The organism is Roseateles albus (genome assembly GCF_028595345.1).
Lineage (GTDB): Bacteria > Pseudomonadota > Gammaproteobacteria > Burkholderiales > Burkholderiaceae_C > Paucibacter_A > Paucibacter_A albus.
Window position 1 is genome coordinate 62,677 of the sequence record NZ_JAQQXT010000002.1, and the last position, 25,326, is coordinate 88,002.

Below are 25,326 nucleotides of genomic sequence, written 5' to 3' on the forward strand. Positions count from 1 at the left end.
GCACTGCGGTACGATCGGCGCCCGAGCTGCTGGGGTAATCCCTCGAGTTCGGCTCAGATTTTTTAGCAGATGCGCAGCCACAAGCTCAGGCGCCTCTTGCAAAGTTCTCAGCCTTGTTGACGTGGGTCTGTCCAGATGCCCGCTCAACAGCCAACCATGGGCGCTTTTGTGCGTCCGGCCGCCATGAATGCTCCGCTCCCGCTGATGTCTGTCCCGACTCAAGACCTGACCCTTGTTAAGCAGGGCCACGATGCCGCCCCCCGCCTGCGGGAGATTCCGTACAACTACACGTCTTTTTCCGACCGCGAGATCGTCATCCGCCTGCTCGGCGCCCCGGCCTGGGAATTGCTCAACCAGCTGCGCCAGGAGCGCCGCACCGGCCGCTCGGCGCGCATGTTGTACGAGGTCTTGGGTGATATCTGGGTGGTGCAGCGCAACCCCTATTTGCAAGACGACTTGCTGGACAACCCCAAGCGCCGTCGCCTGCTGATCGAGGCCTTGGAGCACCGGCTGCACGAAGTCGAGCTGCGCCGCGACCCGAGCACCGATCCGCTGCGCGACCAGTCGGTTGGTGAATTGCTGACAGCGGCGCGCGCCGCGATCGCGAGCTTTGCCGCCCAGTTTGACGCGGTGGCCGAACTGCGCCGTCGCACGACCAAACTGCTGGGAAAGACAACGGCCAGCGACAACATCAAGTTCGACGGCCTCTCGCGCGTCTCGCACGTGACCGACGCGACCGACTGGCGGGTCGAGTACCCGTTCGTCGTGCTGACCCCGGACACCGAGGCCGAGATGGCCCGCCTGGTCAAGGGCTGTATCGAGTTAGGCCTGACCATCATCCCGCGCGGCGGCGGCACCGGCTATACCGGCGGCGCCGTGCCTTTGGTGTGGAACAGCGCCGTCATCAACACCGAAAAGCTCGAGGCCTTGCGCGGCGTCGAGATGCTGACCTTGCCCGGCTTGGACCGCGAGGTGGCGACGATCTGGAGCGAGGCCGGCGTGGTCACGCAGCGCGTCGCCGACCTGGCCGAGGCGCATGGCTTTGTGTTCGCGGTCGATCCGACCTCGGCCGAGGCCAGCTGCGTGGGCGGTAACGTGGCGATGAATGCCGGCGGCAAGAAGGCCGTGCTCTGGGGCACGGCGCTGGATAACCTCGCCTCCTGGCGCATGGTGACGCCGGACGCCAAGTGGCTGGAGGTCACGCGGCTGAACCACAATATGGGCAAGATCCATGATGTGGAGACGGCCAGCTTCGAGCTGCGCTACTTTGACGCCTCGGGGACCAAGCTTGAGCGCACCGAGCGCCTCGATATCCCAGGTTCCACCTTCCGCAAAGAAGGCCTCGGCAAGGATGTCACCGATAAATTCCTCGCCGGCCTGCCCGGCATCCAGAAAGAAGGCTGCGACGGTCTGATCACCAGCGCGCGCTGGGTCGTGCACAAGATGCCGGCACATGTGCGCACCGTTTGCCTGGAGTTTTTCGGCAATCCCAAGGACTGCGTGCCGGCGATTGTCGACATCAAGGACTTCATGTTTGCCGAAGCCAAGCGCCCCGGCGGCGCGGTGCTCGCCGGCCTCGAACACCTGGATGACCGCTACCTGAAGGCGGTTGGCTACAGCACCAAGAGCAAGCGCGCCAATCTGGCCGGCGCGTCCTCCGGTGGCCTGCCCAAGATGGTCTTGGTCGGCGACATCGTCGGCGAGGATGCCGACGCGGTGGCGCGTGCAACCTCCGAGGTGGTGCGCTTGGCCAATGGCCGCAATGGCGAGGGCTTTGTGGCCATTTCACCTGATGCGCGCAAGAAATTCTGGCTCGACCGCAAGCGCACGGCGGCGATCTCCAAGCACACCAATGCCTTCAAGGTGAACGAGGATGTGGTGATCCCGCTGCCGCGCATGGGTGAATACACGCTGGGCATCGAGCGCATCAATATCGAGTTGAGCCTGCGCAATAAATTGGCCTTCGTGGCCGCGCTGAAGAAGCTGTTCAAGCAGAGCAGCCTGCCGCTGGGCCGCAGCGACGACGCCGGCGACATCCCCAGCGCCGAGTTGCTGGGTGACCGGGTTCAGCAAGCGCTGGCGCTGCTGGACGAGGTCGGCGGCCTATGGCAGCTGTGGATGGATCAGCTCGACGTGGCCCAGCCTGGGGGCTTGAGCTTCTTCGATCAGTTGCAAGACCACAGCTTGCGGGCGTCCTGGAAGACGCAAATCCTCAAGCCGCTGCAAATCATCTTCAATGGTGGCGCTTTTGCACCGATCCTGGATGAGTGCAAACGCATCCACAAGGAGGTCTTGCGTGGCCGGGTCTGGGTCGCGCTGCATATGCATGCCGGCGACGGCAATGTGCACACCAATATCCCCGTCAACTCGGATAACTACGAGATGCTGCAGACGGCGCATGAGGCGGTCGGCCGCATCATGGTGCTGGCGCGCGGCCTCGATGGTGTGATCTCGGGCGAACATGGCATCGGCATCACCAAGCTCGAGTTCATGCTGGATTCAGAGTTAGCGGGCTTCGCCGGCTACAAGGCCAAGGTCGACCCCGAGGGGCGCTTCAACAAGGGCAAGCTTTTGCGAGGCGGCCTTAATCCGTCTGACCTCACGAACGCCTACACGCCGAGCTTCGGCCTGATGGGTCATGAGTCGCTGATCATGCAGCAAAGCGATATCGGCGCGATCAGCGAGTCGATCAAGGATTGCCTGCGCTGCGGCAAGTGCAAGCCGGTTTGCGCTACCCATGTGCCGCGTGCCAATTTACTCTACTCGCCGCGCAACAAGATCCTCGCGACCTCGCTGCTGGTCGAGGCCTTTTTGTACGAAGAGCAGACGCGGCGCGGCATCTCGATCAAGCATTGGCAGGAGTTCGAAGACGTGGCCGACCATTGCACGGTCTGCCACAAGTGCTTGAACCCTTGCCCGGTCAAGATCGACTTCGGCGAAGTGACGATGAATATGCGCAACCTCTTGCGCAAGATGGGGCAAAAAACCTGGCGGCCGGGCAACGCGGCGGCGATGTTCATGCTCAATGCTTCGAACCCGGAGACCATCAAGCTAGCCCGTGCGGCGATGGTCGGCGTCGGCTTCAAGGCGCAACGCCTGGCGCATGATGTGTTGAAGCGCTTTGCCAAAAAGCAGACGGCGGCACCCCGCGCCACGGTCGGACCCGCGCCGATCAAGGAGCAGGTGATTCACTTCATCAACAAAAAACTGCCCGGTGGCCTGCCCAAGAAGACCGCACGCGCGCTTTTGGACATCGAGGACAAGGACTACGTCCCCATCATCCGTAACCCGGCAAGCACCACGTCCGAGACCGAGGCGGTGTTCTATTTCCCTGGCTGCGGCTCGGAGAAGCTGTTCAGCCAGGTCGGCTTGGCGACGCAGGCGATGCTCTGGCATGCCGGCGTGCAGACCGTCTTGCCGCCGGGTTATCTGTGCTGCGGTTATCCGCAGCGCGGCTCGGGTCAGTTCGACAAGGCCGAGAAGATGATCACCGACAACCGGGTCTTGTTCCACCGTGTCGCCAACACGCTGAACTACCTGGATATCAAGACGGTGGTGGTGTCTTGTGGTACCTGCTATGACCAGCTGCAGGGCTATAAGTTCGAGGACATTTTCCCCGGCTGCCGCATCATCGACATCCACGAATACCTGCTGGAAAAAGGCATCACGCTGGGCAGTGACAAGAGCTATCTCTATCACGACCCTTGCCACACGCCGATGAAGCTGCAGGCGCCGATGTTGACCGTCAATGCGCTGGTCGGCCCGAATGTGGTCGAGAGCAAGCGCTGCTGCGGCGAGAGCGGCACGCTGGGCGTGACCCGGCCGGACATCTCCACGCAGATTCGCTTTCGCAAGGAAGAAGAGCTGCTCAAGATGGAGGCCGAGCTGCGCGGCAGTGGCAAGGTCGCGGCCGCCGAGAACCTCAAAATTCTGACCAGTTGCCCGAGTTGTTTGCAAGGCCTGAGCCGCTACGGCAATGACCTCAACAACGGCTTGCTGGAGGCCGACTACATCGTGGTCGAAATGGCCCGCCAGATCCTCGGCGAGAACTGGATGCCTGAATACGTGGCCAAGGCGAACAGCGGTGGCATCGAGCGGGTGCTGGTGTAAAGAGCCGGTAAAGCCTTCACAAAAGCGTGCAGTTCTCACGCCCTAGGGGGGCGGCCTGTGGTCGAATGGGTGTTAATTCTGAGTCTTTGGAAGTTTCATTCGCGTGAAGCAATTCGGCCCCCCTAAGCTTGAGCTCTTCGCTGGCAAGGACGTCGTGTCGTCTTTGCTGCAGGCATTGCCGATTTCACTGGGCCTGGACCGCTTGCTTGTTTTGCTGCAACTGGCCTGGTATCAGCGCCAAAGCGATAGCGAAAACGCGCTGAGTTGGGCCGGGGAGGCGCAGGCCTTGTTGGAAGTCGTCGAGTTGACCTTGCTCGACCATCAAGGGATTCATACCCGTTTGACCCTGGTGCAGGCCGAGATCGATATCTTGCGTGGCAAGTCGGCGTTGGCCGAGCCCAAGGTGCTGGCTGCAATCGCCGTGTACGAGAGTTGTTGCGACAGCCTGGGCAGCGGCGATGCCAGGAACGCGCTGGTCACGATCCGCAGTGATGCGGGCGACCCTGTCCAACGCGATGCTTGCTTGCTGCAATGCCAGGCGGATTACCGGCGCAGCGGCGACCCGGTCCGCATCAAGTTTTCGCTCGCCCGCAGCCTGCTGTTTCAGGCTTTTCGCGATGCCAAGGCGACCGGGCTGAGTCTGCAGCAGCATTTTGATCCCGAGGAGGATCAGGGGCCGGTGGTCACGCCGATGTTGGCCAGCGTACGGGCCGTGGTGGCCGGCTATACCGGTGAGCTCGGCCCTTCCATCGTGCAGTTTTTGCTGGCCTTCAAGGCGGCCGAGGAAACCGGGCAACTGAGGTTGGCGATTCTGTCGGCCTGCAATGGCGCCGACTCTTTCGCCAGCCTGGGTGATCTGGATGCAGCGCTGGAGTGGGATGAGCGCGGCCTGGCCTTGGCGCGCGGCTGCGGCTGGCCCGTGATGCTGGCGATGGCCTTGACCCAGACCGGCTCGGTCTTGCGCCTGTTGGGGCGCTTGCAGGACGCCAGACAGTGCCAGCTTGAGGCCTTGGCCGCGATCGGCGATTTGGGCGCATCGAATACCTATGTGATGGTCTTGCAGGGCTTGAGCGAGGTCTTGTTGGACCTGGATCAGCCGGACGAGGCCTTGCTGCGCTTTGGCCAGGCCGAGCAGGCTTCGCTGAAGCTCGGTGAGCCCATTGCCGTGCTGCGCAGTTGCCGCGGCCAGGCGAGCGCTTTGGCTAAGTTGGGTCGGCCTGTCGAGGCCAAGGCCTTGGCCGAGGGCGCCTTGGCCGAGGTCATCCAGCAGGGGAATATCGAGGAGCAGGTGAAAATCTTGCGGGTGCTGGCCGGCTTGCATCGTCAGCACAACCTGCCCGCGCCGCTCGATTTGCAGGCCGCCGGCGCGCCGCTGCACTATTTGCAACAGGCGCAAGATGCGGCGGCCGGTATCGAAGGATTCTTGGCGCCGAGCGAGTTGTTCGACGAGTTGGCCCAGGCGCAGGCCGAGGCCGGCGATTTTGCGCGTGCTTATCTGAGCGCGCGGGCGGCGGCACAGGCCCGCGACACGGCCCGCAGCAAGGACGGCAACAACCGCGCCATTGCCATGCAGGTTCGTCAGGACACGGCGCGTGCGCTTGCGGCGGCCGAGCACCACCGACTCGTCGCGCAGACCGAGGCGCGCCGGGCCGAGCTTCTACAGGCCACCAGTGACACGCTGGAGACCTTGGGTCAGGTTGGCCGCGAGATCACTGCCAGCTTGAACTCAGAAGCGGTGTTCGCTGCGCTGCACCGCCACGTCCATCGGATGATGGATGCGACATTTTTTGGCGTCTGCTTGTTTGATGAAGAGGCCGGGCGCTTGAATATGGTGTTCGCGCGTGAGGGCGATCAGGTCGTGCCCGGCATGAGCATGCCGCTGGCGGACCCCAACTCATCGTTTGCGCTTTGCGCGCGCGAGCGGCGCGAACTGCAGATCGAGTTGGCGCCGCAGGACGAGGGCTCTTTTGTCATCCCCGGCACCATGGAAACCATCAGCCTGATGTACTTTCCGATGCTGATCGGCGAGCGTTTGCTGGGCGTGATGTCGGTGCAGTCGCCGCGTGCGCGAGCCTATGGCGAGCGCGAGGTCTTCATCATGCGTGCACTCTGCGGCTACGGCGCGATCGCGCTCGACAACGCCCAGGCTTACGCCCAAGTCGAAGCGGCGACGGCCGCCAAGGGGCAGTTTCTGGCCAATATGAGCCATGAGATCCGCACACCGATGAACGCGGTCCTGGGCATGCTCAAGCTCTTGCAAGGCACCGATCTGAATCAGCGCCAACGCGATTACACGGTCAAGGCCGCCGGCGCTGCCAAGTCCTTGCTGGGCTTGATCAACGACATCCTGGATTTCTCCAAGATGGATGCCGGCAAGATGACGCTGGACCCGCAGCCTTTTGCGCTGGACCAACTGATGCGCGATCTGTCGACCATCGTGTCCACCAATGTGGGCAAGAAGCCGGTCGAGGTCATGTTCGACATCGCCGCGGAAGTGCCGCCAGTCTTAATTGGCGACGCCCTGCGTTTGCAGCAGGTCTTGATCAATCTGAGCGGCAATGCGATCAAGTTCACCGCGCAGGGTGAGGTGGTGATACGCATTGAGTTGCTGCGCTACAGCGGCTCGGACGTGGTCTTGCGCTTTGCGGTGCGCGACAGTGGCATTGGCATCGCGCCGGAGAATCAGAAAAAGATCTTCGAAGGCTTCTCGCAGGCCGAGGTCTCGACCACAAGGCGCTTTGGCGGTACCGGCCTGGGTCTGAACATCTCGCAGCGCCTGGTCGCGATGATGGGCGGCGAGCTGGCGCTGGATAGCGTGCTGGGTGAGGGCAGTACCTTTCATTTCAGCCTGACCCTGCCGGTCGGCGATGCGCTGGCCGTGGAGGCCGACGACTCTGCGCAAGCGGGCGATAGTCTGGCCGAGCATTTGAGCGTGCTGGTGGTGGACGACAGCGCGATCGCCCGGGAGCTGGTGCAGCATATGGCGCAGTCCTTGGGTTGGCTGGCCGAGGCGGCGGCCGATGGGCAAGAGGCCTTGCAGCTGATGCAGGCGCGCAAGCAGGCCGAGCGCCCGCCCTTTGACGCGGTCTTCATGGACTGGGAAATGCCCGGCATGGATGGCTGGGAAACGATGGCCCGTATGCGCGAGCTGATGGGGCCTAACTCGCCAATCACCGTGATGGTGACGGCGCATGGCCGCGAACGCCTGGCCGAGCGCAGCAAGGAGGAGCAGGCCAGCCTGAACGGCATCTTGGTCAAGCCCATCACGGCGGCGATGTTGCACGATATGCTCAAACGCACCCGCGCCGGGCAGGGTAATGTGCGGCGCCAGGCGCGCTCGTCTGCGGCTAAGCAGCTGGTGTTGGCGGGCTTGCGACTGCTGCTGGTCGAGGACAACGAGCTCAACCAGGAAGTCGCGCAAACCCTTTTGGAGCAGGCAGGGGCAACGGTCCGTTTGGCCGGTGATGGGCAGGTGGCGCTGGACCTGCTGCGCGCCGAGCCGGCCGCCTTTGATGTCGTGCTGATGGATGTGCAAATGCCGGTGATGGACGGCTTCACGGCCACCCGCCTGATTCGCGCCGGCGGCCCGCAGGGCTTGGGTTTGACGGCGCTGCCGGTGGTGGCGATGACGGCCAATGCGATGGCATCGGACCGTGAGGAATGCTTGGCCGCTGGCATGACGGACTTTGTCAGCAAGCCTTTCGAGTTGGCCGAATTGGTGCAAGTCTTGCTGCGCGTCAGCGGCCGCAGTGCCGCCGCCAAAGCAGCTCAAGTCGGCGCCGGGCGACACTTTGCGTCTTTGCCCTTGCCCGCGCATTTACAGGCCAGGGCGCTGGAGCTGGGGATTGAAGCCCAGCTGACGATTGACAGATTCATGGGCAAGACGGCGCTGTACCAGCGCATGGTCAGCAGCTTTTGTGCCTCGGCGCAGGACTTGCCGGTGCAGCTGGACGCCTATCTGGCGCGCGCCAGCTTTGCCGAGGCGGAAAGGGCGCTGCACAGCTTCAGAGGCTTGGCCGCGACCTTGGGCGCCACCGGCTTGGTCACCTGGTGCGCCGAGGGTGAGGCGATGTGCAAGCGCTCGCAGGCACCCGATGCACAGTGGCTGGCTGGCTTTGCCCGGTATTTGCACGCCGGCACCCAAGACCTGATCCTGATGGCACAACTGATCAGTGATTGGGCGGCAGAGGTGCCAGCGGGAGCAGGTGCCGAAGCTGCTGCGATTACAGTGCGGCCATCTTGAATTGCAGGCTCGCCATGAATTCTCCAGCCCCATCCCCAACCCTTACCGTTAGCCCCACCGCTTGCTCCACCACCTGCCCTTTGTGCCAGGAGCCGGGTGGGCTGCTCGTTGCGCAGACGCCGCTGTGGCGGGTCGTGCGGGTAGCCGATGAGAACTTTCCGGCTTTTTACCGCTTGATCTGGCAAAGCCATGTGGCGGAGTTCAGCGATCTGGACGAGGCCCAGGCGCAGGCCTGCATGCGGGCGGTCACGACGATTGAGCGGGTCTTGCGCAGTGCCTTGAGCCCGACCAAGGTCAATCTGGCCACGCTGGGCAATGTGGTGCCGCATCTGCACTGGCATGTGATTGCGCGTTTCGACTGGGACAGCCATTTCCCCAATCCGGTCTGGGGCGCGGCGTTGCGGGAGTTGAATGAGCCGGCATGGACGCGGCTGGCGCTGGCCTTGCCGGATCTGGACGCGCAGGTGGCTGCGGCCTTGCAGAGGCATTGAAGCCTATTGGCCGCTGTGGCCGCTCTACACTGGGTTTGTATCGAAGATGCGGGAGACCCGATGAGGCGACGTGAACTGGTGCGAGGCTCAGCGCTGGCCCTAGGTTTGGCGTCCGTGCCAATGGCCCATGCTCAGCCGGCTCAGCCTTTCTTCTTGCAGGCTTTCACCGAAAACTTGCCCCCCTTGAATTTTTCGGGCGCCAGCGGGCCGGCTGGTTTCAGTGTGGACTTGCTGCGCATGATGGCGGGCGAGGCCGGTTTGGGCCTGGATGTTCAAGTTCAGCCCTGGATACGGGCGATGCGCTCTGCCGCCGAGTCCAAGCATTCGGTGCTGTTCTCGCTGGCACGTTTGCCCGAGCGTGAAGCCTTGTTTCAGTGGGTGGGCCCGATCAGTGAGCGGCGCATCGTGATCTATCGCCTGGCGCGGCGCACCGACATTCACTTCACCGGCCTGCAGCAGTTACAAGGCTTGAAGATCGGCGTGGTGCGCGAATCCGCTGCGGCCAAGCGCTTGCTGGCCATGGGTTTGACGCCCGAAGCTGAGATCGAATGGGCGCAGGATGATGCGAGCAATCTGCGCAAGCTCCTGGCGGGCCGCATGGACCTGCTCGTGATGTTGGACTGGGCTGCGGCCTGGAATTTGAAGCAGCACAAGCTGCCTTTTGCCAGTCTGACCGAGCTGGCCGCCATGGACACCGATCTCTCGTACTGGTATGGCCTGCACCCAGAAATCGAGCCCACGATCAAGCAGCGGCTGCAAAGCGCCTTGGACCGGATCAAGCTCGACGGCCGCTACGCGGCGCTGCGTCGGCGCTACTTTGATTGAGTTTGAATGGATAAAGAGGAGTTGGTGATGGGGACCAAATCTATGCAGCCCACCGCGCTTGAAAAAGCCTTTGGCGAGCTGCAAAAGCAGTTGGACGCGGAGCAGTTCGATGCCGGCTTGGCGGCCCTGGAGCGGCTGCTGGCTCAATTGCCTGCCGACTTGGACGAGGGCCAACGAGAGCTGAAATACCGGCTGCTGAATGCGCGCGTGGCGGCGCTGACCAAGCTCGACCGCTTCGATCAAGTCCTGCACGACTGCGCCGCCATGCTGGACCTGATCTCCGTCGATCAGGCCTCGGCACAGCGCGCCGGCGTGATGACCCAGCTCTCATTTGCACAGGCCAATTTACTGATGCCCGAGCAAGCGCTGCGCGCCGCCCATGTGGCGCTGCAAGACGGATTGCAATTGCACAACAACTTGTTGACCGCGCAGGCCCTGGAGCGCCTGGCCATGGTCTATTTGTCCATGGGCGACGGTGACGCGGCGCTGACCTTGATGTTTGAGGCGCTGGGGCATATGGATCAGCACAAATCAGACTACGAGCGGATTCGACGTTACTCGAATGCGATGCATCTGATCTGCAGCCTCTATGACGCCTATATCGATGCGGAGAAATTCGACGCTGCGGCCGCCGTGCTGGAGCGCGCCAACAGCTTCAACGAGCCAGCGGCCGCCCTGGCGCCGGACGTTGCCAGTCAATACATTGTTTGCATGTGGCGAGCGAATCAGGCGCGCTGGCACCGTCGCTGCGGCCGTCGGCAGATGGCACGCGGCGCTTTTCTGGATCTGGAGCAACGCGCCGCGGCCAACGCCTGGCATGCGATACGGCGCCCGGTGCTGCTGGAGCTGGCCTTGATGGAAGAAGGCGAGTGCCGCCCGCAAGAGGCTTTGAAGTTGCTGGCGGCGGTGTTTGATGGCGCGGAGCTGCGGGTCCGCGACGTGGTGGCCTTGCCCGCGTTGCGGGCGCAACAGCGCTGCTTCAGGGCCACGGGTCAGGTGGAGCAAGCGGCCGCGGCTGCGGCGCAATGGGAGTCCAGGCAGACCGCGCGCCGTCAGGCTGTGCGGCAGGCCGAGCTACAGCTGCCCGGGCTGGATCAGCGCATTTTGACCAGCTTGGCGGCGGCCGAATCCGCGCGCCTGGATGAGGTCGTACGCCAGCTGCGCGAGCGCCGCCGCCAAGGCGCCGGACTGAGCTTGCTGGACCATCAATGGATGGCCCCCAGCACCAGCACTTAGGCTTTCAGACCTTCAAAGGCGCTCAAGCGGCGCTCAAGCGGCGCTCAAGCGGCGCGCAATGTGCTGCTTGCGTGAGCCAGCCCGAGCTGGCCGAACAAGTCCTTGGGGTTGGCCATTTGAGGAATCAAGCTGACATCCTGCCCCAGGCCCAGCTCGCGGGCGCAATCGCGCAGCAGGCGTAGCGCCGAGAAGTCTTCCAGCGCGAAGCCGACCGAGTCAAAAAAGGTGATCTGCTCGGCGCTGTCACGGCCGCTGCTCAGGCCCTTGAGCACGCGCCAGAATTCCGTCACCGCAAAATCCGCCGGCATCTGTTGCAGATCGCCCTCGATGCGCGACTGGGGCTCAAACTCGACAAACACCTTGGCCGCTTCCAAAACGCCACGGTGCATCTCGGTCTTGCCGGGGCAGTCGCCGCCGACGCCATTGATGTGCATGCCGAGCTCGATCATGTCGGGTGTGATGATGGTGGCATTGGTCTTGTCCGCCGTCACCGTCGTGACGATGTCGGCGCCGCGTACGGCCTCGGCGGTGCTGGCGCAGACCTTCAGCGTCAAACCGGGCAGGCCCTGCAAATGGCACAAGAGCTTGGCGGTGGCGGCGGTGTCGATGTCGAACAGCCGGATCTCGCTGATGCCCAGCAGATAGTGGAAGGCCAGAGCCTGGAACTCGCTTTGCGCGCCATTGCCGATCAAGGCCATGGACTTGGCGTTTTTGCGTGCCAGTTTGCGGGCCACCATGGCCGACGTCGCCGCGGTGCGCAGGGCGGTGGTCAGGGTCAGTTCGCTGACCAGCTCCGGCCGACCAGTGGCCACATCAGCCAGCAGGCCCACTGCCATCACCGTTGGCAGGCCCACACGGGTGTTCTTGGGGTGGCCGTTGACGTATTTGAAGCTGTAGAGGCTGGCGTCGGCGATTGGCATCAGCTCGATCACGCCGTCCTCGGTGTGGCTGGCCACCCGGGCGCATTTGTCGAATTCGTTCCAGCGCAAATAGTCGGCTTCGAGGTAGCCCACCAAGCGCTTGAATACTTCGGGCAGGCCCAGGGTTTGGGTAATGCGGGCAACATCTTCGGTGGTCAGCAAGGTGGTCATGGCAGTCTCCGTTTTTCGAATGACTGAATTCTGGCCAAGCCGCTTGTTAGCGAGAAGAGCAAGAAAAGATCAAAAAGTCAGAGAGATCTATCATTTAGTCAAACTAAATTGTCGAAATGGCAGAATCTCCACCAGCCCGAACTCAGCAGGACAGCTATTCATGGACACTTTGGACCAGCAACTGATCGCCTTGCTACGCCAGGACGCCCGCGCCAGCGTCGCCAATTTGGCCCTCAAACTGAAGGTGTCACGCGGCACCGTCAGCAACCGCATCACCAAGCTGGAAGACACCGGCGTCATCAATGGCTACACCGTCAAGCTCAGGCCGGACGCGACGCCGAATCAAATCACCGCCTGGATGAGCATCGCGGTGGAGGGCAACAAAACGCGTGAAGTCATCAGCATCTTGCTGGGCGAGCCGGGGGTGTCGGGCTTGTTCGATACCAACGGGCGCTGGGATCTGCTGGCCGAGCTGCGCGCGCCCAACCTGGGCGACTTGGCCAATGTGCTGGAGCGGGTGCGGCTGATCAAGGGCATCGAGACGACCGAAACAAGCATTCATTTGCAGAGCTATAAGGTGTCTTAATTTGCCCGATCCAGCGCGAATAGTCACTTAAGATGAGGCCGCGAAGCCGTATTGGATTGGCTCGCAGGGGGAGCCTACATGGTGAGCTTCAGTGGCCTGACAAGGGCCGCCATTCATCGGCGATTGGCAATGCGCAAGCTTCTGACTTGCCTGCTTGTTACGGGATTGCTGCCGTCTTGCTCAAGCAGCCTTGCGGCCGACTATTTTGATAGTTATGGCTTGAAGACTTCCTCGGCCTCCCTTGATCTGGGCGCGCAGCCGCTGGGCTATCCATCAGGCGTACTGAGTGCCGTTATTCAGCGCGACCGAATTTTGGCCCGGGCCTTGGCTGAAGCAAATCGGCCGCTCAAGACCCATGCTTTCAAGCGCGGCGCCGATATGCTGCCCTTGCTGGCCGATGGCCGCCTAGATGCGGGCTTGTTGGGCGATATGCCCACGCTGCTGGCCGCCGCCCAAGGCAGCGTTTGGATTGCCGGTTTGGTCAAGCAATCTTCCACGGCTATCGTCGCCAAAGGGGATATGCAGGTGCGCGATCTGGTCGGCAAAAGAATTGCCTTTGTTGAGGCCTCAAGCGCTCACCTGACCTTGTTGCAGGGTTTGGCCACGGCGGGCATTGCCCCGACCCAAGTGACGCTGATGACCATGGGGGTTGCCGATATGCCTGCCGCCTTGGAGCGTGGCGAGATTGATGCTTTCGCGGCCTGGGAGCCTGCGCCGACGATTGCGCTGGGCAGCAGCAAAAAGAATCACATCGTCTTCAGAGGTCAAAGCAGCGACTACTTTGTGATCGAGCGCAGTTTCGCGCAGCAGGCACCGCAGGCGGTACAGCAGTTGCTGGCGGCCTATCTGCGAGCGATCGAATGGATGCGGCGTTCGCAGGCCAATCTGGAACGCGCGGCGCGCTGGGCGATTGCCGACACGCAAGCCTTTACCGGAGCGGCGCCGGGCTCCGCGGCGGCCGTGTCGGTCGAGAGAATCGCGGCCATCACACGGCGGGAGCTATTGGATGTGCCGTCGGCGCCGTCCATTTTGTTCAATCCGGCCGCGCCAACGCTGCAAAGCGAGTTCCAGTTTTTGGCCAAGCTGGGCAAATTGCCGCCCGGAGCCAGTTGGAACAATGTGCAGTCGGCGCTAGTGTTTCAGGGCTTGACGCAGGTGCAGTCGCAGGCTCGGGTGTTTGAGCTGCGTAGTTTTGACTACGCCGACTGAAGCCGATGCTGTTTCAGCACAGTTCCCTGGCGAGCCGGATTGCGGCCAGTTTCGCGGCGCTGTTCTTGGTCGCGGGCGGTGGCCTGTTTTGGTTGTGGTTCATGGGCCTGCCCAGTGCCGGCATCGTCGGCGAGCGCGATCAGCGTATGGCGCAGGCGATGCGAAGCCTGGAAGCGCGCGCCGACTTGCAACGCGGATTGTTCGTTGAGGGCATCAAGGAGCGCCGTGGCGATGTGATGATCGTGGCCGAAAACACCGTCTTGGCCAAACAGGTGGAATCAAGCGACCCTGCCGCACAGCTCACGTTGCTGAGGCTTTTTGATCGCTGGCAGCGAGCCTATCCGGACCGTTTTGTGGGCCTCAGTGTTGTCGAGCCCCTGTCAGGGCGCGTACTTGCCAGCAGTGAACCAAAAGATTTAGGCCAAGTTTTTGCTGCGCCCGAGTTGTTGCAGCGTGCCAGCCAAGCCGGCGCATCGGAGTTGATCGTGCAGTTGCCGGCGCCGCTTCGCGGAGTCGCCATCGTGCGGCAAATCAGATCCGTTGACCAAGAGGGTTACGTCAGTGGTCGCCTGGCAGGCGTATTGATTGCGACGGTTGCCTTGCAGCAATTCGTCGGCGCCGAATTTGACGAGCAATTGGCCGGCGCGGGCGCGCCCATTCAACGGCTGCTCTTTGATTCTGCTGGTCTATTGCTGGCGCAGTCGGGTAGCTTGTGGCAAGGGCCGCCGCTGGATAGCGGCGTGCTGGCGCCGGTACTCCGCAGCGGTTTCGAAGGGACGATGGTGCAAACCAGCCCCCAAGGAGAGGAGATTCTGGTGGTCTACCGGCCTGTGCAATTGAGTGCGGCACAGGCTTGGACCTTGGTGCATATGTCGCCTAAACGTGAGGCGTTGGCGGGTCTGAGCGAGAAGGCGCAGAGCTTGGCTTGGGTCTTCTTCTTGATGGGTGCTACGGCCTTGCTGTTGATTCGCTGGCTGGCATATGGGCTGACGCGGCCCCTGAAGAGTCTGGTGGGCGCGGTGGACCAACTTGGCGCCGGCGATCACGCGGTGCGCGCGCCTATAGGCGGCGGCCAAAGCAGAGAAGTCTTGGGTTTGTCGCTCGCTTTCAACGGCATGGCGCAGGCGATGCAGAAGGCGCACCAAGACTTGGAGAAGCAGGTGCAGGCGCGCACCGCCGAGTTGCAGCGCTCTGAGGCCCGGCACCGCACCTTGTTCGAGGCCAATGCCGATGCGGTCATGGTGCTGGACCGGGAGAAGGTGATTGATTCCAATCCGGCCGCCTCGCTGTTGTTCGGGGTTGCCTCGCGGGACGAGTTGCTGGGCCGCCATCCGGCCGAGCTCTCGCCACCCGCCCAATCGAATGGCGCAACATCGCGGTCGGAAGCGAAGCGCTTGATCGAGATCGCGTTGCAACAAGGCAGTCATCGCTTTGAGTGGTTGCATCAACGCTTGGATGATGGTTCGACGTTTGTGGCCGAGGTGCGGCTGAGTCGGGTGGAAATCGAGGGCCAGGTCTTGATGCAGGCCGTGGTGCGCGACGTTTCGGCCCGCAAGGCGGCCGAAGAGCAATTGCGTCTGAGTGAAGAGAATCTGGCCATCACCTTGCAGTCGATCGGTGATGCGGTCATCGCCACCGACCCGCAGGGCGTGATCACGCGGATGAATACGGCGGCCGAGCGTTTGACCGGCTGGCCCTTGGCGGATGCGCTGGGGCGGGACTTTAGCGAGGTATTTCGTATCGTCAATGCCCAAACGCGTGAGCCTTCGGTCAGCCCCGTACAACGTGTGATTGAGCATGGCGAAGTGGTCGGCTTGGCCAATCACACGGCACTGCTCTCTCGGAGTGGCGAAGAGTTTCAAATTGCCGACAGCGCCGCGCCGATCCGTGACTCACAAGGGGTCATCGTCGGGGTGGTGCTGGTGTTCAGCGATGTCAGCGAAGACTACCGCATGCGCGAGGCACTCGGCCGCGCTGTGCGTCTGCTGGCGCGCACCGGTGAGCTGGCAAAAGTTGGCGGCTGGGAGATTGATGCATTGACCCAGCAAATGACTTGGTCCGACGAAGTATTCAAGATCACCGAGTTCAATCTACCCTCGGCGCCTTCGCTTTCAGAGGCGCTAGGCTTGATTGGCGCCGACGCCAGGCCTATTGCCATGGAGGCGGTGCAGGCTTGCTTTGAACATGGGCAGGTCTTTGATTTGGAGTTGCCACTGACGACTTTGTCGGGCAAGCAAAAATGGATCAGGGCGCAGGGTTTTGCCGAGCGGGAGAATGGAGTAACGAGCAAGCTGGTCGGTACCTTTCAAGACATCACCGAGCGGCGCTTCAATCAGGATCAGATCAAGAGTTTGGCCTTCTACGACCCGCTGACCAATTTGCCGAACCGGCGTTTGTTGATGGATAGATTGGAGAAGGCTCAGGCCATGGCGCTGCGCCGCGGCAGTCTGGGGGCCTTGCTTTTTGTCGACCTGGATAACTTCAAGACCTTGAATGACACCTTGGGGCATGAGCGCGGCGACCAGCTCTTGGTGCAAATCGCTCAGCGCCTGAATACTTGCGTGCGAGAAAGCGATAGCGTGGCTCGCCTCGGTGGGGATGAGTTTGTGGTGATGCTGGAAGAGCTCAGCGTTGACCCCATTGAGGCCTTGGCACAGGCAAATGTGGTCGGGCGCAAGATTCTGGACGTGCTCAGCGACAGCTACCACCTGACCGGCAATGCGCATCACAGCACGCCCAGCATTGGGGTGACGCTGTTTGGTGAGCGGCATGAGGCGATTGACGAGCCATTGAAGCGTGCCGATTTGGCCATGTATCAAGCCAAGGCGGCCGGCAAGAACACCTTGAGAGCTTTTGATCCCAAGATGCAGGCCGTGGTGTCGGCCAGAGCCGCGATGGAGTCGGGCTTGCGTGAGGGTTTGGCGCAGGGGCAGTTCTTGCTTCACTATCAAGCCCAGGTGACACAGCATCAGCCGGGGGCCCCGGACCGCATCATCGGCGCCGAGGTCTTGCTGCGCTGGCTGCACCCGCAGCTGGGCATGGTCTCGCCGGCAGAATTCATTGCCGTGGCCGAGGACTCCGGCCTGATCCTCCCCTTGGGCGAATGGGTGCTGCAGACGGCCTGCCGGCAGTTGGCTACCTGGGCCTCGCAGCCCGAGTTTGCCGAGCTGACTCTGGCCGTCAATGTCAGCGCCAAGCAGTTCTTGCAAGACGGCTTTGTCGAGAGGGTGCTTGCGGCGCTGTACGACAGTGGCGCCCGACCCCAGTGCTTGAAGCTGGAACTGACCGAGGGCGTTTTGATTTCGAATGCCGAGACCGTCAGCAACAAGATGCATGCCTTGAAGGATGCCGGCGTGGGCTTCTCGCTCGACGACTTCGGCACCGGCTACTCGTCGCTGGCCTATCTGAAACGCTTGCCTTTGGACCAACTCAAGATCGACCAGGGCTTTGTGCGCGATATTTTGCTTGACCCCAACGATGCGGCGATTGCGCGCATGGTGGTGATGCTGGCCGAAACTTTGGGCCTGGAGGTGATCGCCGAGGGCGTGGAGACCGAGGCGCAGCGCGACTTTCTGCGCAGCCAGGGCTGCCCGTCGTATCAGGGCTATTTGTTCAGCCGCCCCGTGGCGCTGGCCGCCTTTGAGCAGCTACTTCGGAGCAAGCGCCTCTAGCCGATGCAAGGTCGGCCCCGCCAGCAATGGCGTGGCCTTGGCCGCCGCCCAGTCGGCATGCCCGGCGCCATAGAACGGCGACAGCGGGTGGCCACTCTGGCCTCCCGGCATGGACAAGCTCGCCGCGCTTTCAAGGCCGGGCGAGACCACCATGCGTTGGGATTGACCAAAGCTAGGCTTGGCGACAAAGGGGAGGTTGGAGTCGCCCCCTTGCGGCTGCGAGGGCATGTCCAAAAACGCCGACAAGGCCGGCACCGCTTTGGACATCACATGTTGGATGCGGCTGGCGTTGTGCTGGCCCCATGTGGCTTGACTCAAAGCCTGCTTGCCGTCTTGGGTCAGCTCCTTCAGCGCCGCGTCGACCTGTGCCAATTGAAAGGCGTCCCAACTGGCGTAGCCTGCCGGCAGCAGGTGGGCAGGGCGCTCCGTCAGTGCTTGTACGGCACTGTATTCAAACTGCGAATGCCATTTGAAGCGCCGCTTTTCGTCGGCCTGCTGCGCGCCCAGCACCGGTGTTGTCCAGGCCAGCCAGAGCTGATCCAGGGTGCGCAGACGTACCGTGCGAATCAAGCGGTAGCCGACCTCTCCGGCATCGGCGTGACCGTTCCAATTTTTGATTTGTGTGAGCGCTTGAGCATGGGCCGGGCTGCTCGCCAGCAGGGGCAGCAGTCGATCGCCCCAAGTCTTGATGAAGCGGGCTTCGCTGTCGAAATGAATGGCACTCAGGCTGGCTTGGCTGTGGCTGCTGTGCTCGCTCAAGCGGGCACGAATTTGCTGCGCGCGGGCGCCCAGATCGAAGCCGCCGTCGCCTATCACTTGCGCCTTGGCGCCACCCAATTGGCGGTTGTTGGCGGTCCAGAGCTGCCCGTCGGCAGGCCGCAGCAGCTGAGGATAGTCAGCCAGCCCCAGCCACGCATGTGGGGCCAGATCCATGCTTTGGAAGCGCGCGTAGCCGGCTCCTTCGGGCGCTTGTGTCCAGAGTCGCCCTGCCACGCTCCAGGCAATCTGGCCTTGGTCGTCGGCGACCAGGATGTTTTGATGCGGCATGCCGGCCGCTTGAGCGATGCCCAGCGCGCCGGCGGCATCGCGGGCCGTGAGCATCTTGTCCAGGCCCAGGTTATAGGCCTCGCCCTTGTGGGCGATCCAGCGCAATGCATAGCGTTGGCTGGCTTGCTCGCGCACGATGGGCGCGCCGTCCAGTTCCTGCACTTCCAGCGTCTTGGCGGCGGCGCCCTTGACGGCAATCGTTTCGGTAAACGATTTCAGCCGCGCCGAGGGCACTTGATCCGGCAGCTTGATCCAGTCAAACCACTGACCGTAGGCGTTGGTAAAACCCCAGGCAATATGGCCGTTAGAGCCGACCACCAAGCTGGGCATGCCGGGCAAGCTCAGGCCCGCTGCCCGCAAGACCTGACCCTCTTGGGTCTTGAGTTCCAACTGGGTTCGAAACCAGATGCTGGGCACGCCCAGGTCCAGATGCATATCGTCGGCCAAGATGGCCCGGCCGTTGCTGCTGCGGCTGCCGGCCACGGCCCAGTTATTGCTGCCTATCAGTGGCGCCTCGGCGCCCGCCGAGCCTGCTAGCTCGAATGCCGCTTGCGGCGAGCGGCCGAGCTGGGTTTTGCGCAGATCCAGCAAATCCGGGCCCGGCAGCGCGGCCGGCTTCACTTCGCTGGCGTCCAGTGCCGCGTCCCAGGGCCCCCCGCGCGGGTTCAGCCAGTCGAATAGCGCATCGCCTGCGTGTTCGCGCAGGGTGGCACGCTCGAAGCCGGCCTCGACACTGCCGCCTTGCAGCATCCAGAACATTTCGCCCACCACCAGCAGCGAGTCAACCGCGGTCCAGGCGGACGCTTCACCGCGCAAGATCAGGTATTGCCAGGGTCGCACGGGCAGGCCGGCCAAGCCGGCGTTGACTCCGTCGGCGTAGGCCTTCAGCAAGGCCTGATCGGCGGCGGGCATTTGGGCCAAGCGCTCGGTCAGGCGGGCGCGCATGCGGTGGGCGCGGCGCTGGATATCACGCGGCAAGGCTTTGTCGCCAAACAAGGCGGACAACTCGCCGGCCGCCGAGCGCCGCGTCAGATCCATTTCGAAAAAACGCTCTTGGCCATGCAAAAAGCCCAGGCCTCTTGCCAGATCCAGCCGGTTCTCGCCGCGCAGCACGGCGGTGCCCAGCGCGTCGCGCTCCAGGCTCAGCGGCGCGCTCAGGCCAGGCAGGGCGATGGCGCCGTCCAGTTGCGGCAAGCTGGCACGCAAGGCCAGCCAGGCGCTGAAGCCAGTCAAAACAAGCGCGGCAGCGGTGCCGGCGAGCAAGCGGGGCGCCCAGCGGCGCATTCTGTGTGGGCTACTCATGGCGGCGATTGTGGCCGCCTCGGGTGCTTTGGTCGGCCGGGGTTTTCCTGCCCCAGCAGCGATTCAAGTCTTGTGCACCAAGGTCAGCAAGAGGCTGCTGTCCAGCTCCGCGACGACGGCATGGGCTTCGTTGGCGCGCAGCACGGTCAGCTGGCCTGCACTGAGCGGCAACTGCGTGCCGGCCATGTCCAGGCGCACACGGCCGGCTAGGCATTGGATGCACAGCTCGCCTGCCAGCTTGTGCTGGCTCAAATATTGGCCGGCTGGCAACAAGAGGTGCAGCAATTGCAGCTGATCGGCCTTGATCAAGCTGGTGCTCGGGGTTCCGACGCTGAACTCGCTGAGCGCCTTCAGGTCTATCAGCTGGCCCAGGCTTGCGTGTTGAATTGCCCCATGCTCATCTCCTCAGACATGATGGCCATGCCTTGGGCTTGATTGTGTTGCAGGCTTCTAGAATCGGCCATGCTCAATTCATTCTTTTCCTGCGCCCGACATTCTCTAGGCCTGCGAGCTGCCGGCTTTGTCTTGCTGAGTTTGCTGATCACGGCTTGCTCGAATGCGCCCTTGGTGCCACCCGAGAAGCCGCCCGTGACTATGGTGGATCCGGTTGCCCGCGCCGCCGTGCCAGCGCCGGTGCCCGTGCCGCCCCGCGTGGGTCTGGCCCTGGGTGGTGGTGCGGCGCGCGGCTTTGCGCATATCGGCGTGATTCAGGTGCTGGAGGAACAGGGCATCAAGGTGGATCTGGTGGCAGGCACCTCGGCCGGCAGCCTGGTCGCGGCACTGTATGCCTCCGGCTTGAGTGGCCGCGAAATGGCGGTGCTGGCCGAGGGCATGGACGAAGGATCCATCACCGACTGGGCCTTCCCGACCCGTGGCTTGATCCGTGGCGAGGCCTTGGCCCGTTATGTGCGTGAGAAAACCGGCGCCAAGCAGATCGAACAAATGAAGTTGCCCCTGGGCATTGTGGCCACCGATTTGGCGGACGGCAGCGGCATTTTGTTCCAGCGCGGTGATACCGGTGCGGCCGTGAGGGCCTCCAGCTCGGTGCCGGCGGTGTTTCAGCCGGTCAAGATCGGCAGCCGCGAATATGTGGACGGCGGCTTGGTCGCCCCGGTGCCGGTGCGCTATGCCCGCCAGATGGGGGCCGAGTTGGTGATCGCGGTGGACATCAGCTCGCCGCCGGAGGCCAAGCCCGGCAGCGACGCCATTCGGATGTTGCTGCAGACTTTTTCCATCATGGGGCGCAGCATCAATAACTTCGAGCTGAGGGAGGCCGATGTGGTGTTGCGGCCCAAGCTGGACGGCTTCGGCAGCGCCGATTTCACGGTGCGCAAGCAGTCGGTGCAGGCCGGGCGCGAAGCGGCGCTGGCCATGCTGCCGCAAATCCGCGCCAAAATCGCGGCGAAGACACGCTAAACAGCAAAGCTGCCCGCATGAAGCCGCAAACCTTGCCCCTCTTTCCGCTGCAGTCGGTGCTGTTCCCGGGCGGCTACTTGCAGCTGCAGGTGTTCGAGCCGCGCTATCTGGACATGGTGGAGCGCTGCGACAAGGGCGGTCTGCCCTTTGGCGTCGTCAGCCTGCTGGAGGGCGGCGAGGTGCGCCGGCGCCTGAGCGGGCAGGCCGGTTTTGCATCCGAGCGCTTCAATCTGCTCGGCACGCTGGCCCATATCGAAAGCCTGGAGAGGCCGCAGGCCGGCTTGTTCAAGCTGCGCTGTGTTGGCGGTCAGCGCTTCAAGTTGCTCAGCATTGCGCAGTCCCCGCATGGGCTGTGGTCGGGGGAGGTGGAGGAGTTGGCGGCGGACAGCGAGGTGGCGGTGCCGCCGGACCTGCGGCCCGCGGCCGAGCTTTTGCAGACCTTGCTGCACAAATTGGAACTAGGGGCTGCGGCACTCGATCTGCCGCTGCAGCCCCCTTATCGCTGGGAGGATTGCGGCTGGCTGGCCAACCGCTGGTGCGAGCTGCTGCCCTTGGCTCCGGAGGAGCGGCAACGCCTGATGCAACTGGACAACCCATTGTTGCGGCTGGAGTTGGTGGCCGACCAGTTAGACCGCCTGCAACTGCAGCCCTGAATAGACAAAAGGCCCGGTGCATGCACCGGGCCTTTTTTTGATTCAGTCAGCAAGGCCCTGCGGGCCGAGCCAATCCATCAATTAAGCAGCGCGCTTGGCGGCGCGGGCGCCGGTTTGCGATGCCTTGACGGCCGAGTTGGTAGCGGCTTGGAAGTTGGCGGCGGCCACGTCAGCGGCTTGCTTGCCAGCCTTCTGCACCGATTCCAGCGCGTTGTTGGCGGTGGTGATGGCGTTCTTCACCAGGGCCACCACGTTCTCGGAACCAGCGGGTGCGTTCTTGGAGGCGGTTTCGACCAGAGCGGCGAACTTGGCTTGAGCGTCGGCCACTTGAGCTTCGGCAACCTTGGCCACTTCGGCGCTGGTGCTGCTGGTGATTTCTTGCACGTGGCGGCTGTAGGAAGCTGCCTTCTCGGCGCTAGGCTGCAGCAGGGTAGCTTGCAGGCTCATCAGTTCTTGAGCGTCCTTGACCGACATCACGGCTTGGGTGGACTCAACGGCTTCGGCCAGCGCGGTCTTGGCGACTTGCATGTTCAGCTCGACCAGCTTCTCAACGCCTTGGAAGGCAGTGGTGGTCAGGCCGAAGAGAGTCTCGACATTGGCTTTGTGGGCGGCGAAGAATTGTTCAGCTGTCAGCATGGTGTGCTCCTGTGTGGGGGGCGATCCCCGGTTGATTTCAAATGAAATTCGTCTTGCGGATGTTCGCAAGCTGCTGCACAGTTAAATGCTGCGCTGCAACAAAACGAATTGTAGGGACTTGAAACCGAAATGCAAGCAATTTTTGTTGCGGCGCAGCAAATAACTTGAAAGCTCATCGGCTGTCGAGGTTCTAGGCTTGGATTTGCGCCAAGCGCCTGAGGCATTCGGGCGTAAAAAAGCCCGGTTTGTGAACCGGGCTTCTTGACCAGCAACCCGAAACCGGAGTTTCAGGACTGCAGCTTCTGTTTAGGCCGTCGCGCGCTTGCCGTTGCGGGCAGCGGTTTGGGTGGCCTTGACGGCGGTGTCGGCGGCGGCTTCGAAGTTGGCTTCGGCCACTTCGCTGGCTTGGCGAGTCGCTTGCTGGATGGACTCAAAAGCGCTGTTGGCGGCAGCCACGGCGGTCTTGACCATGGCAACGGCGTTTTCGCTGCCGGCTGGTGCGTTCTTGGCGGCGCTGTCGATCACTGCGGCGAACTTGGCTTGCGCATCGGCGATTTGGGCTTCAGCCACCTTGCTGACGGCGGCATTGGTGCTGTTGGCGATGTCATACAGATGGCGGCTGTAAGCGGCTGCCTTCTCGGCGCTAGGCTGCAACAGCGTCGACTGCAAGGCCAGCAGTTCTTGCGCGTCCTTCACCGACATCAGGCTTTGGGCGGATTCCAGCGATTCGGCCAAGCCGGTCTTGGCGACTTGCATATTCAGTTCGACAAGCTTTTCGATGCCTTCGAACGCCTTGGCTGTCAGGCCGAACAGCGTTTCGACATTGGCTTTGTGGGCATTGATGATTTGTTCTGCGGTCAGCATGTAGCACTCCTTGGCCGGGGTCTACCCCCGATATATGGGTCTGTTGAATTGCTTCGACAGCGGGATTGTTGCGCTGCAACAATGCAAAGTATATGGACGCGCCACAAGTTTGCAAGGGTTTTTTGCTGCACCGCAACAAGTTAGGGGGTAGGCAGATGAAGCCCTGCCAGCCCTTGATCAAAGCTTGCGCTTGGCCCGTGACGCCGGCATGACAGGCGGGGCGCGCCAAAGCGGCTATGGTGTCGGCATGTTGGCCTTTCATTCCGATGCCCATAGCCTGGCGCTGCCAGCCGGGCACTCCTTTCCGCAATCCAAATACCGGCTGTTGCGCGAGCATTTCGAGGCGCAGCCGGGCCTGCTGCGCATGCAGGCAGCGCCGGCTGCCAGTGAGGCCGAGCTGGCCTTGGTGCACAGGCCTGACTACATCGAGGCGGTCCTGCAGGGCGGCCTGAGTGCGGCCGCGCAGCGCGAGATCGGATTCCCCTGGTCGGCCCAGATGGCCGCGCGCTCGCGCCATTCGGTCGGCGCCAGCATCGCGGCGGCGCGCGCGGCCTTGCAAGAGGGCGTGGCCGCCAATATGGCCGGCGGCACCCACCATGCATTTGCCGACCGGGGCTCGGGCTACTGCGTCTTTAATGATGTGGCGGTTGCCGCCAAGCTGATGCAGGCCGAGTGGCGCGAGCAGCATGGCCAAGCGCTGAATGTGCTGGTGATCGACCTTGACGTCCACCAGGGCAATGGCACGGCCGCCATCTTTCAGGGCGATGCCAGCGTCTTTACCTTCTCCATGCATGGGGCCAAGAACTTCCCGGCCCGTAAAGAGGCGAGTGATCTGGACGTGGAACTGCCCGATGGATGCGCCGACGCCGAGTATCTGGCAGCGCTGGACATTGCTTTGGCGACGATTTGGGCGCGTTATCAGCATGCTGCTCCCGGGCTGGCTTTCTACCTGGCCGGCGCCGACCCGCATGAAGGCGACCGGCTCGGCCGCCTCAAGCTGACGACGGCCGGCATGCTGGCGCGGGACCAAAGGGTGCTGGATGCCTTGCGCGCCCGCCGCATCCCGGTCGCGCTGAGTATGGCGGGCGGTTATGGCCATGACATCAGCAGCACCTTGGCATGTCAGATCAATACCTTGAATACCGCTGCACACAGCTGGCTGCAATGGCAGCAAATGCCGCGACAGCGCTCAGTGCAAGAATAGCCCCAGCCACCCGCAAAGGAATGCCCCAGTGAACTTGTTTGAAACTCCCAGCCCGCAAGACCAGGCCGCCGTAGACAAGGCGATAGAAACCCGCCGCTCGATGCGGGCCTTTTTGCCCACGCCGGTGCCGCGCGCGACGATTGAAGAAATCTTGCGTGTAGCGGCGCGCGCGCCGTCCGGCACCAATACCCAGCCCTGGCAGGTGCATGTGCTGACCGGTGCGGCAAAAGAGCGCTTGAGCGCGCGCATCCTGGCCGCTCATAACGACCCGGCCGAGCTGAGCACACATAACCAGGAATATGCCTACTACCCCGTCGAGTGGGCCTCGCCCTATATCGACCGGCGCCGCAAGGTCGGCTGGGATCTGTACGGCCTTTTGGGCCTGGCCAAGACCGACCGCGCCGGCATGCACGCTCAACATGGCCGCAACTACAAGTTCTTCGACGCGCCGGTCGGCCTGATGTTCACCATCGACCGGGTCATGCAGCAGGGTAGCTGGCTGGACTACGGCATGTTCTTGCAAAGCATCATGATCGCGGCGCGTGGCCACGGTCTGCACACCTGCCCGCAGGCCGCCTTCACGCAGTTCCATCGCCTGATTGCCGAAGAGCTGAGCCTGCCGCCGGCGCAGATGCTGGTCTGCGGCATGGCGCTGGGCTATGCCGACCGAGAAGCGGTCGAGAACACGCTGCAGACCGAGCGTGCTGCGGTGGCCGAGTTCACGCGCTTCCTGGAGGACTGA

General features: G+C 62.8%; 17 protein-coding genes. 12 read left to right on the plus strand and 5 right to left on the minus strand.

Going from position 1 to position 25,326, the window contains the following annotated elements; translation table 11 throughout:
* The first annotated feature begins 183 nt into the window (after positions 1–183).
* From PRZ03_RS03315 to PRZ03_RS03335, 5 genes are all read left to right on the plus strand, one after another.
* Positions 184–4,110 carry an FAD/FMN-binding oxidoreductase gene (locus PRZ03_RS03315; protein ID WP_273599340.1) on the plus strand — a complete coding sequence of 1,309 codons (3,927 nt, stop codon included), beginning with the start codon at positions 184–186 and terminating at the stop codon, positions 4,108–4,110.
* Positions 4,111–4,213: 103 nt separating this feature from the next.
* Positions 4,214–8,353, plus strand: coding sequence for a response regulator (locus PRZ03_RS23915; RefSeq protein ID WP_273599022.1), 4,140 nt, complete (start codon positions 4,214–4,216; stop codon positions 8,351–8,353).
* 14 nt (positions 8,354–8,367) lie between these two features.
* A complete protein-coding gene (locus PRZ03_RS03325) occupies positions 8,368–8,844 on the plus strand; it encodes an HIT family protein (protein WP_273599023.1) in 477 nt (158 codons plus the stop codon).
* 60 nt (positions 8,845–8,904) lie between these two features.
* Positions 8,905–9,669 carry a substrate-binding periplasmic protein gene (locus PRZ03_RS03330; RefSeq protein ID WP_273599024.1) on the plus strand — a complete coding sequence of 255 codons (765 nt, stop codon included), beginning with the start codon at positions 8,905–8,907 and terminating at the stop codon, positions 9,667–9,669.
* 27 nt (positions 9,670–9,696) lie between these two features.
* Positions 9,697–10,905 carry a tetratricopeptide repeat protein gene (locus tag PRZ03_RS03335; protein WP_273599025.1) on the plus strand — a complete coding sequence of 403 codons (1,209 nt, stop codon included), beginning with the start codon at positions 9,697–9,699 and terminating at the stop codon, positions 10,903–10,905.
* Between the two features lie 44 nt (positions 10,906–10,949).
* Here the strand turns inward: PRZ03_RS03335 and PRZ03_RS03340 are convergent, their stop codons facing one another.
* On the minus strand, positions 10,950–11,996 hold the full coding sequence (locus PRZ03_RS03340) for an ornithine cyclodeaminase (protein WP_273599026.1): 1,047 nt from the start codon (positions 11,994–11,996) through the stop codon (positions 10,950–10,952).
* 160 nt (positions 11,997–12,156) lie between these two features.
* Here PRZ03_RS03340 and PRZ03_RS03345 point away from each other — a divergent pair, with 160 nt between their 5' ends.
* The 3 genes from PRZ03_RS03345 (at position 12,157) to PRZ03_RS03355 (ending at position 17,462) form a co-directional block, all read left to right on the plus strand.
* Entirely contained in the window at positions 12,157–12,582 is a 426-nt protein-coding gene (locus PRZ03_RS03345; protein WP_273599027.1) for an Lrp/AsnC family transcriptional regulator, read from the plus strand.
* Between the two features lie 129 nt (positions 12,583–12,711).
* On the plus strand, positions 12,712–13,791 hold the full coding sequence (locus tag PRZ03_RS03350; protein ID WP_273599028.1) for an ABC transporter substrate-binding protein: 1,080 nt from the start codon (positions 12,712–12,714) through the stop codon (positions 13,789–13,791).
* A gap of 5 nt (positions 13,792–13,796) precedes the next feature.
* Complete coding sequence (locus PRZ03_RS03355) at positions 13,797–17,462, plus strand: EAL domain-containing protein (protein WP_273599029.1); 3,666 nt, start codon at positions 13,797–13,799, stop codon at positions 17,460–17,462.
* Here PRZ03_RS03355 and PRZ03_RS03360 read toward each other — a convergent pair.
* Positions 17,439–19,811, minus strand: coding sequence for a penicillin acylase family protein (locus tag PRZ03_RS03360; protein WP_273599030.1), 2,373 nt, complete (start codon positions 19,809–19,811; stop codon positions 17,439–17,441). The two genes, PRZ03_RS03355 and PRZ03_RS03360, sit on opposite strands and share 24 nt — an antisense overlap.
* 63 nt (positions 19,812–19,874) lie before the next feature.
* Positions 19,875–20,120, minus strand: coding sequence for a cupin domain-containing protein (locus PRZ03_RS03365; RefSeq protein WP_273599031.1), 246 nt, complete (start codon positions 20,118–20,120; stop codon positions 19,875–19,877).
* Between the two features lie 153 nt (positions 20,121–20,273).
* On the opposite strand from PRZ03_RS03365, the gene PRZ03_RS03370 reads away from it, so the two are divergent.
* Entirely contained in the window at positions 20,274–21,227 is a 954-nt protein-coding gene (locus PRZ03_RS03370; protein WP_263531785.1) for a patatin-like phospholipase family protein, read from the plus strand.
* A gap of 17 nt (positions 21,228–21,244) precedes the next feature.
* Positions 21,245–21,880 carry an LON peptidase substrate-binding domain-containing protein gene (locus PRZ03_RS03375; protein WP_273599032.1) on the plus strand — a complete coding sequence of 212 codons (636 nt, stop codon included), beginning with the start codon at positions 21,245–21,247 and terminating at the stop codon, positions 21,878–21,880.
* An 81-nt stretch (positions 21,881–21,961) separates the two neighbouring features.
* On the opposite strand, the gene PRZ03_RS03380 is transcribed toward PRZ03_RS03375, so the two are convergent.
* Positions 21,962–22,516: a phasin family protein gene (locus PRZ03_RS03380; protein WP_273599033.1), complete on the minus strand. Its 555-nt coding sequence runs from the start codon at positions 22,514–22,516 to the stop codon at positions 21,962–21,964.
* A 306-nt stretch (positions 22,517–22,822) separates the two neighbouring features.
* On the minus strand, positions 22,823–23,380 hold the full coding sequence (locus PRZ03_RS03385; RefSeq protein ID WP_273599034.1) for a phasin family protein: 558 nt from the start codon (positions 23,378–23,380) through the stop codon (positions 22,823–22,825).
* Positions 23,381–23,627: 247 nt separating this feature from the next.
* On the opposite strand from PRZ03_RS03385, the gene PRZ03_RS03390 reads away from it, so the two are divergent.
* A complete protein-coding gene (locus PRZ03_RS03390) occupies positions 23,628–24,584 on the plus strand; it encodes a histone deacetylase family protein (RefSeq protein WP_273599341.1) in 957 nt (318 codons plus the stop codon).
* Positions 24,585–24,618: 34 nt separating this feature from the next.
* Complete coding sequence (locus tag PRZ03_RS03395) at positions 24,619–25,326, plus strand: nitroreductase (protein ID WP_273599342.1); 708 nt, start codon at positions 24,619–24,621, stop codon at positions 25,324–25,326.

What these genes read in the sequence shown, in the direction of transcription:
- PRZ03_RS03315 (WP_273599340.1), top strand. Translation starts at nt 184, where the DNA reads ATGAATGCTCCGCTCCCGCTGATGTCTGTCCCGACTCAAGACCTGACC.
- PRZ03_RS03340 (WP_273599026.1), bottom strand. Translation starts at nt 11,996, where the DNA reads ATGACCACCTTGCTGACCACCGAAGATGTTGCCCGCATTACCCAAACC.
- PRZ03_RS03345 (WP_273599027.1), top strand. Translation starts at nt 12,157, where the DNA reads ATGGACACTTTGGACCAGCAACTGATCGCCTTGCTACGCCAGGACGCC.
- PRZ03_RS03390 (WP_273599341.1), top strand. Translation starts at nt 23,628, where the DNA reads ATGTTGGCCTTTCATTCCGATGCCCATAGCCTGGCGCTGCCAGCCGGG.
- PRZ03_RS03355 (WP_273599029.1), top strand. Translation starts at nt 13,797, where the DNA reads ATGCTGTTTCAGCACAGTTCCCTGGCGAGCCGGATTGCGGCCAGTTTC.
- PRZ03_RS03375 (WP_273599032.1), top strand. Translation starts at nt 21,245, where the DNA reads ATGAAGCCGCAAACCTTGCCCCTCTTTCCGCTGCAGTCGGTGCTGTTC.
- PRZ03_RS03385 (WP_273599034.1), bottom strand. Translation starts at nt 23,380, where the DNA reads ATGCTGACCGCAGAACAAATCATCAATGCCCACAAAGCCAATGTCGAA.
- PRZ03_RS03350 (WP_273599028.1), top strand. Translation starts at nt 12,712, where the DNA reads ATGCGCAAGCTTCTGACTTGCCTGCTTGTTACGGGATTGCTGCCGTCT.
- PRZ03_RS03360 (WP_273599030.1), bottom strand. Translation starts at nt 19,811, where the DNA reads ATGAGTAGCCCACACAGAATGCGCCGCTGGGCGCCCCGCTTGCTCGCC.
- PRZ03_RS03335 (WP_273599025.1), top strand. Translation starts at nt 9,697, where the DNA reads ATGGGGACCAAATCTATGCAGCCCACCGCGCTTGAAAAAGCCTTTGGC.
- PRZ03_RS03330 (WP_273599024.1), top strand. Translation starts at nt 8,905, where the DNA reads ATGAGGCGACGTGAACTGGTGCGAGGCTCAGCGCTGGCCCTAGGTTTG.
- PRZ03_RS03325 (WP_273599023.1), top strand. Translation starts at nt 8,368, where the DNA reads ATGAATTCTCCAGCCCCATCCCCAACCCTTACCGTTAGCCCCACCGCT.
- PRZ03_RS03380 (WP_273599033.1), bottom strand. Translation starts at nt 22,516, where the DNA reads ATGCTGACAGCTGAACAATTCTTCGCCGCCCACAAAGCCAATGTCGAG.
- PRZ03_RS03370 (WP_263531785.1), top strand. Translation starts at nt 20,274, where the DNA reads ATGCTCAATTCATTCTTTTCCTGCGCCCGACATTCTCTAGGCCTGCGA.